The sequence below is a fragment of the Thioclava litoralis genome, from assembly GCF_045278885.1.
Taxonomy (GTDB): Bacteria; Pseudomonadota; Alphaproteobacteria; order Rhodobacterales; family Rhodobacteraceae; genus Thioclava; species Thioclava litoralis.
In genome coordinates this window covers 76,927-90,579 of sequence record NZ_CP135443.1, presented here as the reverse complement: position 1 = coordinate 90,579, position 13,653 = coordinate 76,927, and the positions used below count along the sequence as shown (strand labels likewise).

At 62.5% G+C, this 13,653-nt stretch carries 12 protein-coding genes; 4 read left to right on the top strand and 8 right to left on the bottom strand.

Annotated elements, in window-relative coordinates; genetic code table 11:
* Positions 1 to 15 precede the first annotated feature (15 nt).
* From RPE78_RS00435 to pyrC, 5 genes are all read right to left on the bottom strand, one after another.
* Positions 16 to 936, bottom strand: coding sequence for a DNA repair protein (locus RPE78_RS00435; protein ID WP_406720933.1), 921 nt, complete (start codon positions 934 to 936; stop codon positions 16 to 18).
* 163 nt (positions 937 to 1,099) lie between these two features.
* Entirely contained in the window at positions 1,100 to 2,149 is a 1,050-nt protein-coding gene (alr, locus tag RPE78_RS00430) for an alanine racemase (RefSeq protein WP_339107555.1), read from the bottom strand.
* A gap of 182 nt (positions 2,150 to 2,331) precedes the next feature.
* On the bottom strand, positions 2,332 to 3,834 hold the full coding sequence (locus RPE78_RS00425; protein ID WP_339107554.1) for a replicative DNA helicase: 1,503 nt from the start codon (positions 3,832 to 3,834) through the stop codon (positions 2,332 to 2,334).
* 259 nt (positions 3,835 to 4,093) lie between these two features.
* The gene (locus RPE78_RS00420) at positions 4,094 to 4,774 is read right to left on the bottom strand and encodes an orotate phosphoribosyltransferase (RefSeq protein ID WP_339107553.1); all 681 of its coding nucleotides are present in this window, start codon (positions 4,772 to 4,774) and stop codon (positions 4,094 to 4,096) included.
* 51 nt (positions 4,775 to 4,825) lie between these two features.
* Positions 4,826 to 5,866: a dihydroorotase gene (gene pyrC, locus RPE78_RS00415; RefSeq protein ID WP_406720932.1), complete on the bottom strand. Its 1,041-nt coding sequence runs from the start codon at positions 5,864 to 5,866 to the stop codon at positions 4,826 to 4,828.
* A 196-nt stretch (positions 5,867 to 6,062) separates the two neighbouring features.
* Here pyrC and RPE78_RS00410 point away from each other — a divergent pair, with 196 nt between their 5' ends.
* From RPE78_RS00410 to RPE78_RS00400, 3 genes are all read left to right on the top strand, one after another.
* Positions 6,063 to 6,458 (top strand): hypothetical protein, encoded by a 396-nt coding sequence (locus tag RPE78_RS00410; RefSeq protein ID WP_406720931.1) that lies wholly within the window; start codon positions 6,063 to 6,065, stop codon positions 6,456 to 6,458.
* A gap of 27 nt (positions 6,459 to 6,485) precedes the next feature.
* Positions 6,486 to 6,941: a hypothetical protein gene (locus tag RPE78_RS00405; RefSeq protein ID WP_406720930.1), complete on the top strand. Its 456-nt coding sequence runs from the start codon at positions 6,486 to 6,488 to the stop codon at positions 6,939 to 6,941.
* A gap of 138 nt (positions 6,942 to 7,079) precedes the next feature.
* Complete coding sequence (locus RPE78_RS00400; protein WP_406720929.1) at positions 7,080 to 7,301, top strand: DUF1127 domain-containing protein; 222 nt, start codon at positions 7,080 to 7,082, stop codon at positions 7,299 to 7,301.
* A 140-nt stretch (positions 7,302 to 7,441) separates the two neighbouring features.
* On the opposite strand, the gene RPE78_RS00395 is transcribed toward RPE78_RS00400, so the two are convergent.
* The 3 genes from RPE78_RS00395 to RPE78_RS00385 all read right to left on the bottom strand — a co-directional run bounded on the left by RPE78_RS00395 (position 7,442) and on the right by RPE78_RS00385 (position 12,047).
* Positions 7,442 to 8,368: a phosphoadenosine phosphosulfate reductase gene (locus RPE78_RS00395; protein ID WP_406720928.1), complete on the bottom strand. Its 927-nt coding sequence runs from the start codon at positions 8,366 to 8,368 to the stop codon at positions 7,442 to 7,444.
* Between the two features lie 177 nt (positions 8,369 to 8,545).
* Positions 8,546 to 9,595 carry a glycosyltransferase family 2 protein gene (locus RPE78_RS00390; protein ID WP_406720927.1) on the bottom strand — a complete coding sequence of 350 codons (1,050 nt, stop codon included), beginning with the start codon at positions 9,593 to 9,595 and terminating at the stop codon, positions 8,546 to 8,548.
* 160 nt (positions 9,596 to 9,755) lie between these two features.
* Positions 9,756 to 12,047, bottom strand: a complete 2,292-nt coding sequence (locus RPE78_RS00385; RefSeq protein WP_406720926.1) for a glycosyltransferase family 2 protein — start codon at positions 12,045 to 12,047, stop codon at positions 9,756 to 9,758.
* A 248-nt stretch (positions 12,048 to 12,295) separates the two neighbouring features.
* Here RPE78_RS00385 and RPE78_RS00380 point away from each other — a divergent pair, with 248 nt between their 5' ends.
* Positions 12,296 to 13,648 (top strand): hypothetical protein, encoded by a 1,353-nt coding sequence (locus tag RPE78_RS00380; RefSeq protein WP_406720925.1) that lies wholly within the window; start codon positions 12,296 to 12,298, stop codon positions 13,646 to 13,648.
* Positions 13,649 to 13,653: the final 5 nt, after the last annotated feature.

Sequence of the window (13,653 nt, the reverse complement as noted above, 5' to 3'; positions counted from 1 at the left end):
GGGGCAGCTGGAGGCCTAGCCGCGATCGGGGCGGGGCGAAAGTTCGGCGGGTTTGGGCAGGGCTACGACATTCGAGCTGTCTTTCGTGCTGCTCTGGGGGCGTTTGGGGGCGACGTTGGGCAGTTGTTCTTCCAGTTCGTATCCCAGCGCCGGCAGAATGGCGGCGAGATCGCGTTCGAGGAGTTGGAACTCGCGGGTGACGCGGCGCTCTTCCGCCTCGACCTCGCTCAGCCAGTGGCCGATCTCGTCGCAGGTTTTGCGCGCCAGTCCGATCTGCTGGGCCAGCCTGTCGGTTTCCTGCTGGCGGGCCTTGAGCGTATCGCGGGCGCGGGCGACGTTCGCATCGCTGTAGATGCGCGCAAGATCGCGCGATTGCAGGCTCATCTGGGCGGCAAGTTCCAGCAGTTCCGGTTCGAGGCCGGGCAGGTCGGGGTGCTGGCGCAGCCATGTGATCCGTTCGCGCATGGTGTCGAATTCCCCTGAGAGGGTGAAGGCACCGGCGCGGTCGGCTTCGTGGGCAAGGCGGTAGGCATGGGCCACATCCTGCATGCCGATATGGAAATTGCGATGCGAGCGTTCCAATCTGCTGACGCGGTTATGTGCGGGCAGATAGAGAGCCAGAAGCAGGACCAATGCGGCAAAGCCTGCCTGTAACCACGGGCCGATATCCGTGACTGCGGCCTGCCCGAGTTGGGGGTGTCCGATTTGGGATTGCCCGAACTGTGCGGGCACATGCAGCCAAGGCAGAAATCCGAGGGCCGAGCCGAGAAACTGGCCAAGGGCGCAGAAGGCCAGAAGCAGGACCAGCCCCGAGATCGTGGTGTTGACCATATCGGCCAGATCGCTGCGGCTTCTGGCGAGGCGGCGCAGATGGTTTGCTTCCGCCATTTCCGGAACGGTTCCGCGCTGTGCGGATTTTGGATTTTGTGACGCCATCGGATACCCCTGCCACCGCTCTGCGCCACCATAAGCGCGCCTTTTCACCCAAGGGAAACATGGGGTAAATTTTCAGTGAGCGCAAGGGCGGCAACGCCCAGGACAAGGGGGCTACGCCTGTAATTAGGCGCAAGATCAGAGCCTTGCGCCTATCGGTTGTGCATTAGCCGAGCGTTTCGCTATAGCGGCGCTGATAGCGGGCCCCGAGCGAGGTGAGGACCTCGTAGCCGATGGTGCCGATCAGGTCGGCCAGCGCATCGACGCCCTGATGGGCATTGAGCAGATCCATCTCCTCGGGGGTGCCATCGAGATCGGTGATATCGACGGTGATCAGGTCCATCGAGACACGCCCGATCAGCGGGCAGGCGGTGTCTCCGGCCCACAGGGTGGCGTTATTGGACAGGCGACGGCTGATGCCATCGGCATAGCCTGCCGAGACCGTGGCCACATGGCTGCGGCGTTCAGCCTGCCATGTATTGCCATAGCCCACCGTTTCGCCCGCCTCGACGATCCGCGTCTGGATGACGGGGAGCGAGAGCGTGACCACCGGCGTGGCGTCGGTATAGGGCCGTCCGCCGTAAAGACCGATGCCGGGGCGCACGAGGTCGAAATGGTAGTCTTTGCCATAGAGCAGCCCGCCCGTGGCCGAAAGCGAGCGGCGCAGGCCGGTGCCATCGGTCATGCGGGTGAATTCCGCCAGCTGGCGTTCATTCATGCCGGTATGGGGTTCGTCCGAGCAGGCGAGGTGGCTCATGATCAGGCTGGGCGATTTTTCCAGAAGGCTCGGCGCCAGGGCCCGCCAGTCGGCATCTTCCAGACCAAGGCGGTTCATGCCGGTGTCGAGCTGGATGCCGAAGGTGGCTTCGGGCAGCACGTCCATATGGCGTTTGACCTGTTCGGGCGAATTCAGCACCGGTGTCAGGTCGAGATCGGCGATCATGTCGCAGTCGCCTGCCATATGGCCGGACAGGATGAAGATTTCCGGCCCGTCGCCAATCGCTTGGCGCAGTTTCGCGCCTTCCTCGGCCAAGGCCACGAAGAAGGTCTTTGCGCCTTGGCGCAACAAGGTGCGGGCCACACGGTCCGCCCCCAATCCGTAGGAATCGGCTTTCACCACGGCGGCAGTCTGCGTCGCGGGGCCGGATTTGGCGTCCAGAGCCTTCCAGTTGGAGGCGATGGCGTCGAGGTCGATGTGAAGAAGTGAGCTTGCCATAGGCGAATGTCTTCGCCTTTCTGCGGGGTTCGTCAAGAACTAACCGCATCCTTGCCTGTTTGCCGAAGGATTTGCGCCCATTTGCGAGTATTGCGCGAGAAAGTTGAGGGGATCGGATGGTATGGGCGAAGAAAATTCGAGCGATCTTCGCCCTTGCAGGAGGGAGGCGGGGCGGTGCCGAATCAGAACCCGTCCGCGCCGTCGCCCTGCCATGCCTTGGCCAGATCCGAGAAGCGCGTGAAGCGGCCCTCGAAGGCGACCTCGACCGAGCCGATCGGCCCGTGGCGCTGCTTGCCCAAGATGATCTCGGCCTTGCCGTGGACCTGTTCCATAAGCTGTTGCCAAGCGGCCATCTTTTCCAGCTCGTGATCGCCGGGTTTCTCGCGTTCTTTATAATATTCGTCACGATAGACGAACATCACCACATCGGCGTCCTGTTCGATCGAGCCCGATTCCCGCAGATCCGAGAGCTGCGGGCGTTTGTCGTCACGGCTTTCCACCGTCCGGCTGAGCTGCGAGAGCGCGATCACGGGGATGTTGAGCTCTTTGGCAATCGCCTTGAGCCCCATAGAGATCTCGCCGATTTCCTGCACGCGGTTATCGCCACGCCCCGAGCCGCGCAGAAGTTGCAGGTAGTCGACAATCACCACATCAAGCCCATGTGTCCGCTTCAGGCGGCGGCAACGGGCGGCGACCTGCGCAATCGGCAGGGCGGGGGTGTCATCGATATAAAGCGGGCAGGTCTCCAGCGATTTCGCGGCCTCCACAAAACGGCGGAATTCCTGTTCGGACATATCGCCACGGCGGATCTGCTCGGAGGGCACTTCGGCGGCTTCCGACAGGATACGGGCGGCCAGCTGTTCGGCCGACATCTCGAGGCTGAAAAAGCCCACGCAGCCGCCCTCGATGGCGCCTTCGGTGCCGTCATGTTTCTGCCCGCGCTTATAGGCTTTGGCGATGTTGAAGGCGATATTGGTGGCAAGCGAGGTCTTCCCCATCGAGGGGCGCCCGGCAAGGATGATAAGGTCGGACGGATGCAGACCACCCATCTTCTTGTCCAGATCGCGCAGGCCGGTGGAAATCCCCGCAAGGCCGCCCTCGCGTTGATAGGCGGCATTGGCCGATTGCACGGCCTCGGTCACGGCCTTGAGGAAGGAGACAAAGCCTTTCTCGGCAGTGCCCGACTCGGCCAGCTTGTAAAGCGCGCCCTCGGTCTGCACGATCAGCTGTTCGGCCTCTTGCCCTACATCCAGCTTCGAGGCGCTGGCGGACAGTTCGCGCCCCACATTGATCAGCTCGCGCCGTAGCGCCAGATCATGGATCATCTGCGCATAATCGCGCGCCGCATAGGCCGAGATCGCAGCCCCTGCCAGACGCGCCAGATAGGCCGGACCGCCCAGTTCCTTCAGCCCGCTGTCGTCTTCCAGATAGCCCTTCAACGTGACCGGAGAGGCCAGCGCGTTCTTCTGGATGCGCGCCACGGCGGTCTCATAGATGCGGCGGTGGACGGGTTCGTAGAAATGATCGGCCTTCACCACTTGGGCGATACGGTCGTAGATATCGTTATTGGTCAGGATTGCGCCCAGAAGCTGTTGTTCCGCCTCGATATTATGCGGAACCGGATCGGCGTCCTGCGCGCCATTCTGGTCGATCTGATCGTTACGGACTGCGCTGATCTCGTTCATCTCAATGCCTCGATACCCGTGAGGGGGTCTCTTACCTTATCTCGCCCGCGTAACTCAATGTGGAAAACACTGGGGGAGCGTGCCCTGCGGGCGTCCCTTGCGGGGGCGGGTTTTGTGGTGGATTGCGGCGTTTCTACCATATCCGGCGTAAAGAGGCTAAGGAAAATGCAAGCGGGCGGGCTTGTGCACATTTTGCGCACCGACCCGCCCACAGGCTTATCCACAGAAATCTTGGCGCGACCCTTGTCGCTGACCAAGGTCAGTCTTTTTTATTGGCATCCTGCCACGCGCGCGGCGCTTTGAGGAAGGCCTCGACCTCATCCAGCGTCTCGGCGTCAAAGGCGCCCTGCGCGCGCGCCTCGGCCAGAACGTCCCACCAGGTGCACAGATAGGAGAGTTCGACGCCATGTTCGCGCAGGTTCGGGATCGTCTCGTCGAAGATGCCGTAGTAGAAGATCACCGAAGTGTGGCCGCAGGTCGCGCCCGTCTCGCGGATCGCATCCACGAAGGACAGTTTCGAGCCGCCATCCGTGGTCAGATCCTCGATCAAGAGCACGCGCTCGCCTTCGGACATCGCGCCCTCGATACGGGCATTGCGGCCATAGCCTTTGGGCTTTTTACGCACATAGGTCATCGGCAGGGCCAGACGTTCCGCCACCATCGCGGCGAAGGGAATGCCTGCGGTCTCGCCACCGGCCACATTGTCGAATGCCTCGAAGCCCGCCTCGCGCATCACGGTCACCGCCATGAAATCCATCAGCGTCGAGCGGATACGCGGGAAGCTGATCAGCTTGCGGCAGTCGATATAGGTGGGGGACGGCAGGCCCGAGGCCAGCGTGAAGGGTTCGCGGGCATTGAAATGCACGGCCTTGATTTCCAGCAGCATACGCGCGGTCAGGCGGGCGATCTCTTCTTTCGGGGGGAAGCTTGCGGGGATCATGTGGAGTACCTTCCTAGGAAAAACCGCGCCGGAGAACCGGCGCGGGAGATATCAGTCTTGGACGTGCCAGAAGCATGGGAAGCCCGGATCAAACACAGTCACGGGGCTGTCTTCGACCGCGATCTTGGCGGGCCATTGGGCGGCCTCATCGGTCTTGGTCAGCGTCAGCGTGGCGGCATTCACCGGCAGGCGGTAGAAGGCGGGGCCATTCTCGCTTGCGAATTTCGCAAGTTTCTCCAGCTTGCCTTCGGCCTCGAAGATATGGGCCAGAAGCGCCATCGTATTGGTCGCGGTAAAGCAGCCCGCGCAGCCACAGGGGTTTTCCTTGGCGTTATCGGTATGCGGGGCCGAGTCGGTGCCGAGGAAGAAATGCGGGTTGCCGGAGGTTGCAGCCTCGACCAGCGCAAGGCGGTGCACCTCGCGTTTGGCCACCGGCAGGCAGTAGTAATGCGGCTTGATCCCGCCCACGAGGATGTGGTTGCGGTTGATGATCAGATGGTGCGTGGTGATCGTGGCACCCATATCGTCGCCCTGCGATTTCACATACTCCACACCGTCCTTGGTGGTGACATGTTCCATCACCACGCGCAGGCCCTTGACCGCGCGCAGCACCGGATCAAGGACACGGTCAATGAACACGGCCTCACGGTCGAAGATGTCAATCTCGGGCGCGGTCACCTCGCCATGCACACAAAGCGGCAGGCCGATCTCGGCCATTTTCTCCAGCACGGGGCGGACCTTGTCGAAGTCCTTCACACCCGAGGCCGAATTGGTGGTGGCGCCCGCGGGGTAAAGCTTCACCGCTTTCACCAGACCCGAGGCATGGGCCGCTGCCACATCCTCCGGGTCGGTGTCCTCGGTGAGGTAAAGCACCATCAGCGGCTCGAACTCCGCGCCTTCGGGCAGAGCCTTCAGGATACGGTCGCGGTAAGCAGAGGCCTGAGCGCCGGTCACGACCGGCGGCACCAGATTGGGCATGATGATCGCGCGGCCGAAATGGCGGGCGGTCTCGGGGGCGACTGCCTTCAGCATCGCGCCATCGCGCAGATGCAGGTGCCAGTCATCGGGGCGGGGAATGGTGATCTGGGTCATGGGTGTCGATTACCCCGAGCGGGCGCGCAAATCCAGCGCGAAGCGCGGGCCTGCGTCGAAAACTCTTGTCGAAAACTTTGCCACGCGTCGTATAGGCCGGGGGCTATGGCCGGGCGCAAACACTGCGGGGACCAAATTGACAATACATGCCCGCCTGCCATCACCCGTCCTGAGGGATATTCGGGGAGCGGGGACGATGGTTACGATTCTGGTGGCGGTGACGATCCTGCTATGGGCCAGTGGCAGGCTGCCCGAATATCTGACGGCGCTGATCTTCTTTGCTGCAGCAATGATGTTTTCGGTCGCGCCGGCTTCGGTCATCTTTTCGGGCTTTGTCTCGGCGGCATTCTGGCTGGTCCTGAGCGGCTATGTGATCGGTCTGGCACTGGCCACCGCTCTGGGCACTTTTCAGCTATCGGCTTCGGTGCTGCCTGCGAATGTGCCCAATCTGGTGATGCTGGGAGCGGTCGAGACAAGCTATGGCCTGCATCTGTCCTATTTCCCCTATCTTCTGGCTAATCTGCCGGTTCTGGGGCTACTGAAGGGGCCGTGCTCGGGGTGTGTGTTCTTCTTATGTTCCGTTACCGGTTGACCCAGCGGCGAGGAATTCGGCACCAAGGTGAACCATAGAAGCGCGCTTTATGTCGCGGCAATTCTGGGACTTGCGGCGCTGGTGGCGCAAAGCGGGCTGGGCGCGCGGATCGGGGTAGGGCTTCTGGCCTATGCGCCATTGGATGCGCAGGGGCGCTATAGCGATGTGGTGACGCTGGCCGGTCTGGCGGGGCTGTTGAATTTTGTGGTAACCGCTAATGGTGTGCCCGCGCTGTTCACTCCGCTGGCACAGGCTCTTGCCGATGGAACCGGGCTGCCGCTCTCGGGGGTACTGATGCTGCAGGTCGTCGGATTTTCGACCCCGCTTCTGCCCTATCAGGCCGCGCCGATCGTTGTGGCAATGGGATTGGCGCGTGTGCCGCTTCGGGCGGGGATCTGCTTGTGCCTGAGCATGGCCTTGCTGACCTATCTCCTTCTGCTACCGCTGCATTATGGCTGGCTGCACCTGCTGGGCTGGATTTAGACCGCAGACGGGACGCCCCGCCTTTGCGCGCGTTGCATGGCGGGGCTGCAGCATTACACATGGTCCCTTGCGACGCTTTGTCATAAACCCGACCATAGGGGGGAAAGTCCTGCAAGCACGCATACAGGAGTTTTCCAAATGACGCATATCGCACACATGCCGCGTAAACCGGCGGCAACCTCATCGGTTCTGCGGTTCTTCCAAGCGATCGGTCGGGCTTTCGTCGCCTTTGGAGAGGCGCGTTCGCGTCAGTCCGAGATCGTTCGCCTCAACGGGCTTTCGGATGCGGCTCTTGCCGCCAAGGGGATCCGTCGGGACCAGATCGTGACCTATGTCTTCCGCGACAAGTTCTATCTCTGACTTGTGGTTCAGGGCGGGGATGCAGCGCAGCCTTGCCTTGCCCGTCAGGCCAAAGGCGTAAAAAGTTCAGGCGATCCGGTCGGTATGACGGATCGCCCTTTTTGTGCCTGCTTTATCGCATCGGGCCCGTGATCGCCCGCTCAGACAGGCTCGGGTTCCAGTTCGATCCCTTTCGGGGCAAGCAGTTCGACCAGTTTGTTATAGCGACGGCGGAAACGCGGTGCATCAAAGCGGCGCGCCCCGTCGCGGCAGATCAGCGCCTCGAGATAAAGCCGTTCCTGCGGGCGGATGCTGCGCAGCAGGGTATGCAGATAGGCAATGTTCTGACGGCAGTTGCGATACAGCTTGCGGAACTCTGTCGCCGTCAGCTTGCCCTCGCAGGCACGTGCGATCATCAGCTCCAGCACGTTGCAGCCCGCCAGCATTGCCTCGATATTCTCGCCCGCCAGAATGCAGGGCAGGAGCGTGACATTGGGACGGTGGAAAAGGGCGGCATGCATGGCATCAAGCCGCTGCAAAGGATCGTAGACCACGAAGGCCTGTTTCGCGCCATCCAGCATTTCGGGCGCGAAACCATAGCGGTCGGAGAAACTGATACGCCGCATTTCCGGATAACGGTCATCCCAACCGGCCAGACGCGGGTCGAGCGTGGCCTGCGGCTGTAGCGCGATCACCGTGGCATCGGGGGCCACCACAGAGAAAGCCGCCGCCGCATAGCCGCAAGAGCCCGCCCCGTAAAACACCACGCGGTCATAGTCTTCGAAGACCCCGTCATCGACGAGCCGGTCGAAATAGGCATAGACCTCGGGCGCGCGGAACCATGTCGCATCCTCGGCAATGAGTGTCAGGCTGGACCAGCCACCCTCCTGCGCGATGCGGTAGCCAAGGGGCAAACCGTCCTGATCCGTATCAAGCAGATCATCGCGCAGTTCGAAACTGACCAGAAGGACAGGCCCGTCCTCGCTGAACAGGGCCACATGCGCTGGGCCCAACTGTTCGAAATGGCCGAATTCCTGCCCGAGCGCGCTCATCCGCGTCTGCCAGTTGTTCACGCTCATATCCTGCATGGCGAGGCCCCTTCAAATTCGGTAATGGCCGGACACAGTGCCGGACCGGCGCAGAGAGTATCTGCGATTTTCAGTTAACCTATCACTATTTTAAAATGACAAAATCATGGTGAACGCAAGAAAATGCAATGGCCACAAGGTATTGCGTAAACAATGCTGTGATTGATGCGGTATTGTTTACAAATTCGGCTTGGTCTGGCTGGTCTGTGCCAAATGTGCCAGCCGCAGCATGCGCTGGGCATCGGCCTTTGACAAGGGGCGCGTCGGCGGGGTCAGCAGAAGCCGCCCGAACATGGCGCGCGGGGCCTCTTCGCGCAGCAGGGACCGGATCTTCTCGTGACGCCAGCGCACGGCCTGCGCGTGCAGGGCACCGAGCACGGGATCGTCCAGCAGGCTCTGGTACAGCGGTCCGCGTAGCGGGGCTGTGCGCTGGATGCTCCGGTCCTCGTCTTGGCAGAAATTGCGCTCCACCCAGTAGGACAGGTCGAACCCTCCGACATCGCGATTGGCCCGTCCGCGGTCGCATTTGACAACATAGTTTTCCATTGCCCCAAGCGCATAATGGTTCAGCTGCACCATGCCCCAGCAGTTTCGATCGGGTGGCGTGAAAAGGCGGTTTTTCTGGTAGAGATCGGGGAGCGGAGTGCCCGCGCCGTCAAACCAGCGCGGCGCCGCGCCCTGTGTCAGGCCACGGGGGCGATGCACCCCCAGTTTGCGGTAATCTCCGGTTCTGCGCAGGAGCGTCTTGAACAGCGAGGCCCGCCACGGCCAGAGCATGGCAGGGGGGGCGGCCTTGTCGAAACAGTCCGTTACGGGGGTGTCGGTATAGTCGATCACGCCGTTATTGCCGAAAAGCCGCCATGTCAGGGCGATGGCATCGGCGTCGGGCAGGGCGGCGATCAGGTCCGAAAACCGTCCCGCCCCCAGATGGATATTCACGAATTCATCCACGTCGAAGACCAGCACCCAATCGGCGCGCTGCTGTGCCGGATGGTCGTCGGCGCGCAGCAGGGCTTCCCATTGCGGGCCACGCCGCCACGGGCCGGGATTGCGTTCATGGCTGAGCCAGCCCATCTGTGCCAACCGGTCCAGCATCAGATCGGTGCCATCTTCGCAATCGTTGGAATAGATCACGAAATGGTCCATGCCGATGGCACGGTGATGGGCGATCCACTCCAGCAGGAAAGCGCCCTCGTTCTTCATGCAGCTGATGCCGAGGATATTCATGGGGCCGCCCCCTGCACTGCCCCTGCGAGGGGGCTCCGGCAGGCGCGGCCTTGGGCGCGGAGGGGGGTGGTCAGTCCGTCTGTCGGGCTTTTGACCGCTTTGCGCGCGTGCCTGCGGATCCTGGCGGCCCTATCTGGCGTGTTCTTCCAGCGGTTTGCCATTAGTGCTCCGCCTCGCCCTCATGTTCGACCGTGAAGAAGAAATCGGGGGCCACGTCGCGCAGATGCATATCTTCGGGCAGGCAGTCGGGGCCGGCATTGAACACCGCCGAGCCGAAATGCTGGAGCATGCGCGAGAGCCGTTCGTATTTGGCACTGGTCAGGTCGCCATAGAAGTTCTCGTAATTCTCGGTGGCGCGCAGCTCGGCAATCTTGGTGCGATGCGCGGCCACGGCGGCTTCATGGGCGGCACGGATCTCGGGATCAGCCATCAGGCGGTCATATTCGGCCTGTAGCGCGGGGATCATCCGCTGGATCGAGCGGTCCTCCTCGAGGTTATGGTTCATCCGGAACCAGTAGTTCAGCCCCTGATCGCGGTCGACATGGTTCACCCGCCCGCGGTCACGCTTAACCAGAAAGCTCTCGGCAGAGCGCACAGCATAATGGTTGAGCTGCACCCAGTCATAGCCATAGGTTTCCAGCGTCGAGCGCCAGCCATTGCGGAACATCTCGCGCGGCATGGGCTGGCCCGACCCATTGAGCCATTTCACCTGATCCCACAGGTCCGGCACCAGACCTTTGGGGCGGTGCACCCCCATCTTCTTGTAGATATCCATATTGCGGAACAGGGTCTTGAACCCCCAGGCCTGATGCGGCTTGCGCACGACTTCCGGCGCGCAGGTGGTGAACTGGTCCAGAAGGAATCGGTCCTCATAGTCATGCACATCGCAATTACCGAACAGCCGCCATGTCAGCGAGATCATATTCGCCTCGCCCATCGCCTTATAAAGGTCGGTCAGGGTGCCATCGCCGATCTTGATATTGATGAACTCGTCCACATCCATACAGATCGCCCAACCGGCCTGCTGGATGACGGGTTCGGATTCGGCGGCCTGAAGGGCGGCATGCTGGGGCTTCAGCTCGCCCCCCGGACGCCACGGGTTCTCGCGGTGCTGGACCAGCCCCTTGGCCATCAGCATGTCCAGCATCGTATCGGTGCCATCGGTGCAGTCATTGGTATAGATCAGGAAATCATCCACCCCGATCGCACGGTGATAGGCCAGCCATTCCAGAATGAACGGGCCTTCGTTTTTCATCGTGGTGACAATCGCGGTGCGACCGGCGCGCAGGGCCGCTTTGGGGGCGGGTTTGACCTTGGAGACCGGAGGCCGCACGGGCTTGTGCCCCCAGACATCCAGCGATAGCGCCAGAAGCTGTTCGTCCTCTACCAGCGAGGTCTTGGGGGCCAGCTCTGCCGCCTTGCGCCCCGGCACGCGCAGCGCCATTGCCCGCCAGAAGGGAAAGATATGCGCAGGATCGGGCTTGGCATAGGCCACACGTACCATGCGCCATGTCGCCTCCAGCCCCGCCTTTGCGGGCGCACATCCCCAGCGTGCGGTGCCGCGCCGCGCATCGAACTGGCGGCAGATATGGTCGGCGAAACATTCCGCGGCACCATTGCGCACCCGCCACGGATAGATCCGCCGCCCGACCAGCATGATCACCCCGGAAGGGGCCTCGAGGCAGGCATCGAAGGCGCCCATCCTGCCATCGGCCACAGGGGCCAGAAGGTCCGTGACATCCAGCGTCAGCACGGCGCGGGCTTCGGCCAGAAACCGCCATTTCGCAATTTCGAAGACCAGACCCTGCCCGAGGGGCGCGCGCCACGGATCGGGGGCGGGAGGCTCCATCCGGTCCTTGCCGGGGGCGTCGGGGGCAAGGAAGGGGTGGCTTTCGGGGCCCATGCCGGGCTTGCCCATCGCGACGGGGCAGTCCAGGACGATCACCACCATCTCCAGATCGCGGTCATCCAGCCCCTTGGCCAGCTGCGCCACGAAAGGCGCATCGGAAAACCGGTTGAGGATCACCGCGCCGGTGGCGGCATGCTGGTCGGCATGCCAGCTGAGCCAGTCCAGCACCGTCTCGGCGCTTTCCTCGAAACGTTGGCCGAACAGGCAGTTGCGATCGCGCAGCAGATCCCATTCCGCCTCGGCCATTGCAAGCGGGCGCATATGGGGCGGGGTGGTCGCGTCGGTCTGGGTCGTGATCTGCACCGGCAGGGGGCCGTCGAGCGTGGCGCAGAGCATCGCCCCGCCAGCCACATCGCGCGTTTCGGTGATCGTGCCGCCGTCCAGATGGGTGATCTGCGCGGCCTGTGAGGGGTTGGCAAACATCGCGCGCAGATGGCGGCAGCCCTGTGCCTCCCACGTCACCGCATCCAGAAGGACGGGGCCGGTGCCCGCCTCTTCGCACGGGTCTTCTGCCAGAAGGCTGCGTCTGATCACTGATGCCATGTCGTCGTTATCCTGCGTCTCCGGCGGAGGTTTCCGCGGCCCGCCCTGTCTTCGGGGCAGTCTGTTGTCTTTGTGAAAGCACAAGCCGCAGATTTGGTTAAGGCCATTTCGGTTTTTTTTCGTATTCCGTTGGAAAATGTCACGATTTCGGGCAAGTTGAGGCCAAATTGGGGCAAGGCCCCGCCGGACTTGGCCTTCGGGTGTGATATGGCCCGTAGAATGACTGGCCTGTGGTGTGTGGGGGGATCATGCGCGAGATAGGAACGCTGTGGATCGGCGGCCGGCTGAGCTGGCTTGAAATCCTGTGTCTCAAAAGCTTTGTCGATCAGGGACAGAAAATCACGCTTTTTTCCTACGGGCCGATCGAGAATGTCCCTAACGGGGTCATCTTGCGCGACGGGCGCGAGATCCTTGCCCCAGACCCGCAGGAAGGGTTTCTGAAATACGAGCGCAAGGACAGTTTCGCGCTGTTTGCCGATCTGTTCCGGCTGCATATGCTGGCCAAATGTCCGGGCATGATCTGGGTGGATACCGATGTGTATTGCCACCGCCCGCTCACATACGACAGCCCCTATGTGCTGGGCTACGAGCTGCCCGACAGCCCGCGGGTCAATAATGCGGTGCTGGCGCTGCCGGCGGGGTCTCTTCTTTTGCAGACCATGCTCGATTTCACCAAGGACCGGTTTTCCATCGCGCCGTTCTTGCCGCCCCATCTTGCCAGCAGCTATCACGAGGCGGCTGCGCGGGGGGCGCCCGTGCATGTCAGCCAGCAGCCTTGGGGGATCTGGGGGCCGTTGATGGTGACCTATTTCACCCATGCTCTGGGCCTTGGCGGGCAGGTGCAGCCGATGGAGGCGTTCTACCCTGTGCCGTTCCCCGAGCGGGCCAAGCTGCTGGGCAGCGAAACGGCGATGCAGGCGTGTCTTTCCGCGCAGACCACGGGGCTGCATCTCTGGGCCTCGAACAAGCGTAGCCTCGGGCGCAATCCCCATAGCGTCCCTGCGAACGGCAGCTATCTTGAACATCTGTGCCGCAAGCACGGGCTGCGTCCCGAATTTGCCCCGATCACAGGGCGCGCCAAGCTGACCTTCGAGGAAACGGGGATCGCAGCGCAAGTGCTGGCCGAAATGGGGGTCGGGGTGGTGCGGGCCTGCTATGATCTGGGCGGCATGGCACCGGGCCTCGCGCTGGCCGCGCATCGGCGGCATAATTGCGATGTGGTACTGGTGGATCTGACCCCCGAAGGGACCGCGCAAACCACGCCATCGCCCTGGGTTGCGCCCTATGTGGAATGGCTTGTCTCGCAGGGGGTGCGGCGGGACCTGGTGCGCGTCGTTCTCGATCCGTTCTTTCTGGAGCCGGACGGGTTGGCCCTTGCCACCGGCAGTTATGGCGACCAATGGCCGGTGACCGCGCTAGGGCCGCTTCTGCCGCGTCTGTTGCGCCCCGATGGGGTGCTGGTCATCGACATCCGGCGCGGATCGGGCGGGTTTCCTTATCTGCGCAAGCAGGGGGCTTTGCGGCGGCTGGAGGCGGCAGAGCCGGAGCCGGACGCCGCCATCACGCGGGCCATTTTCACGCCGCAAGCGCCAACTTCATGAGATTT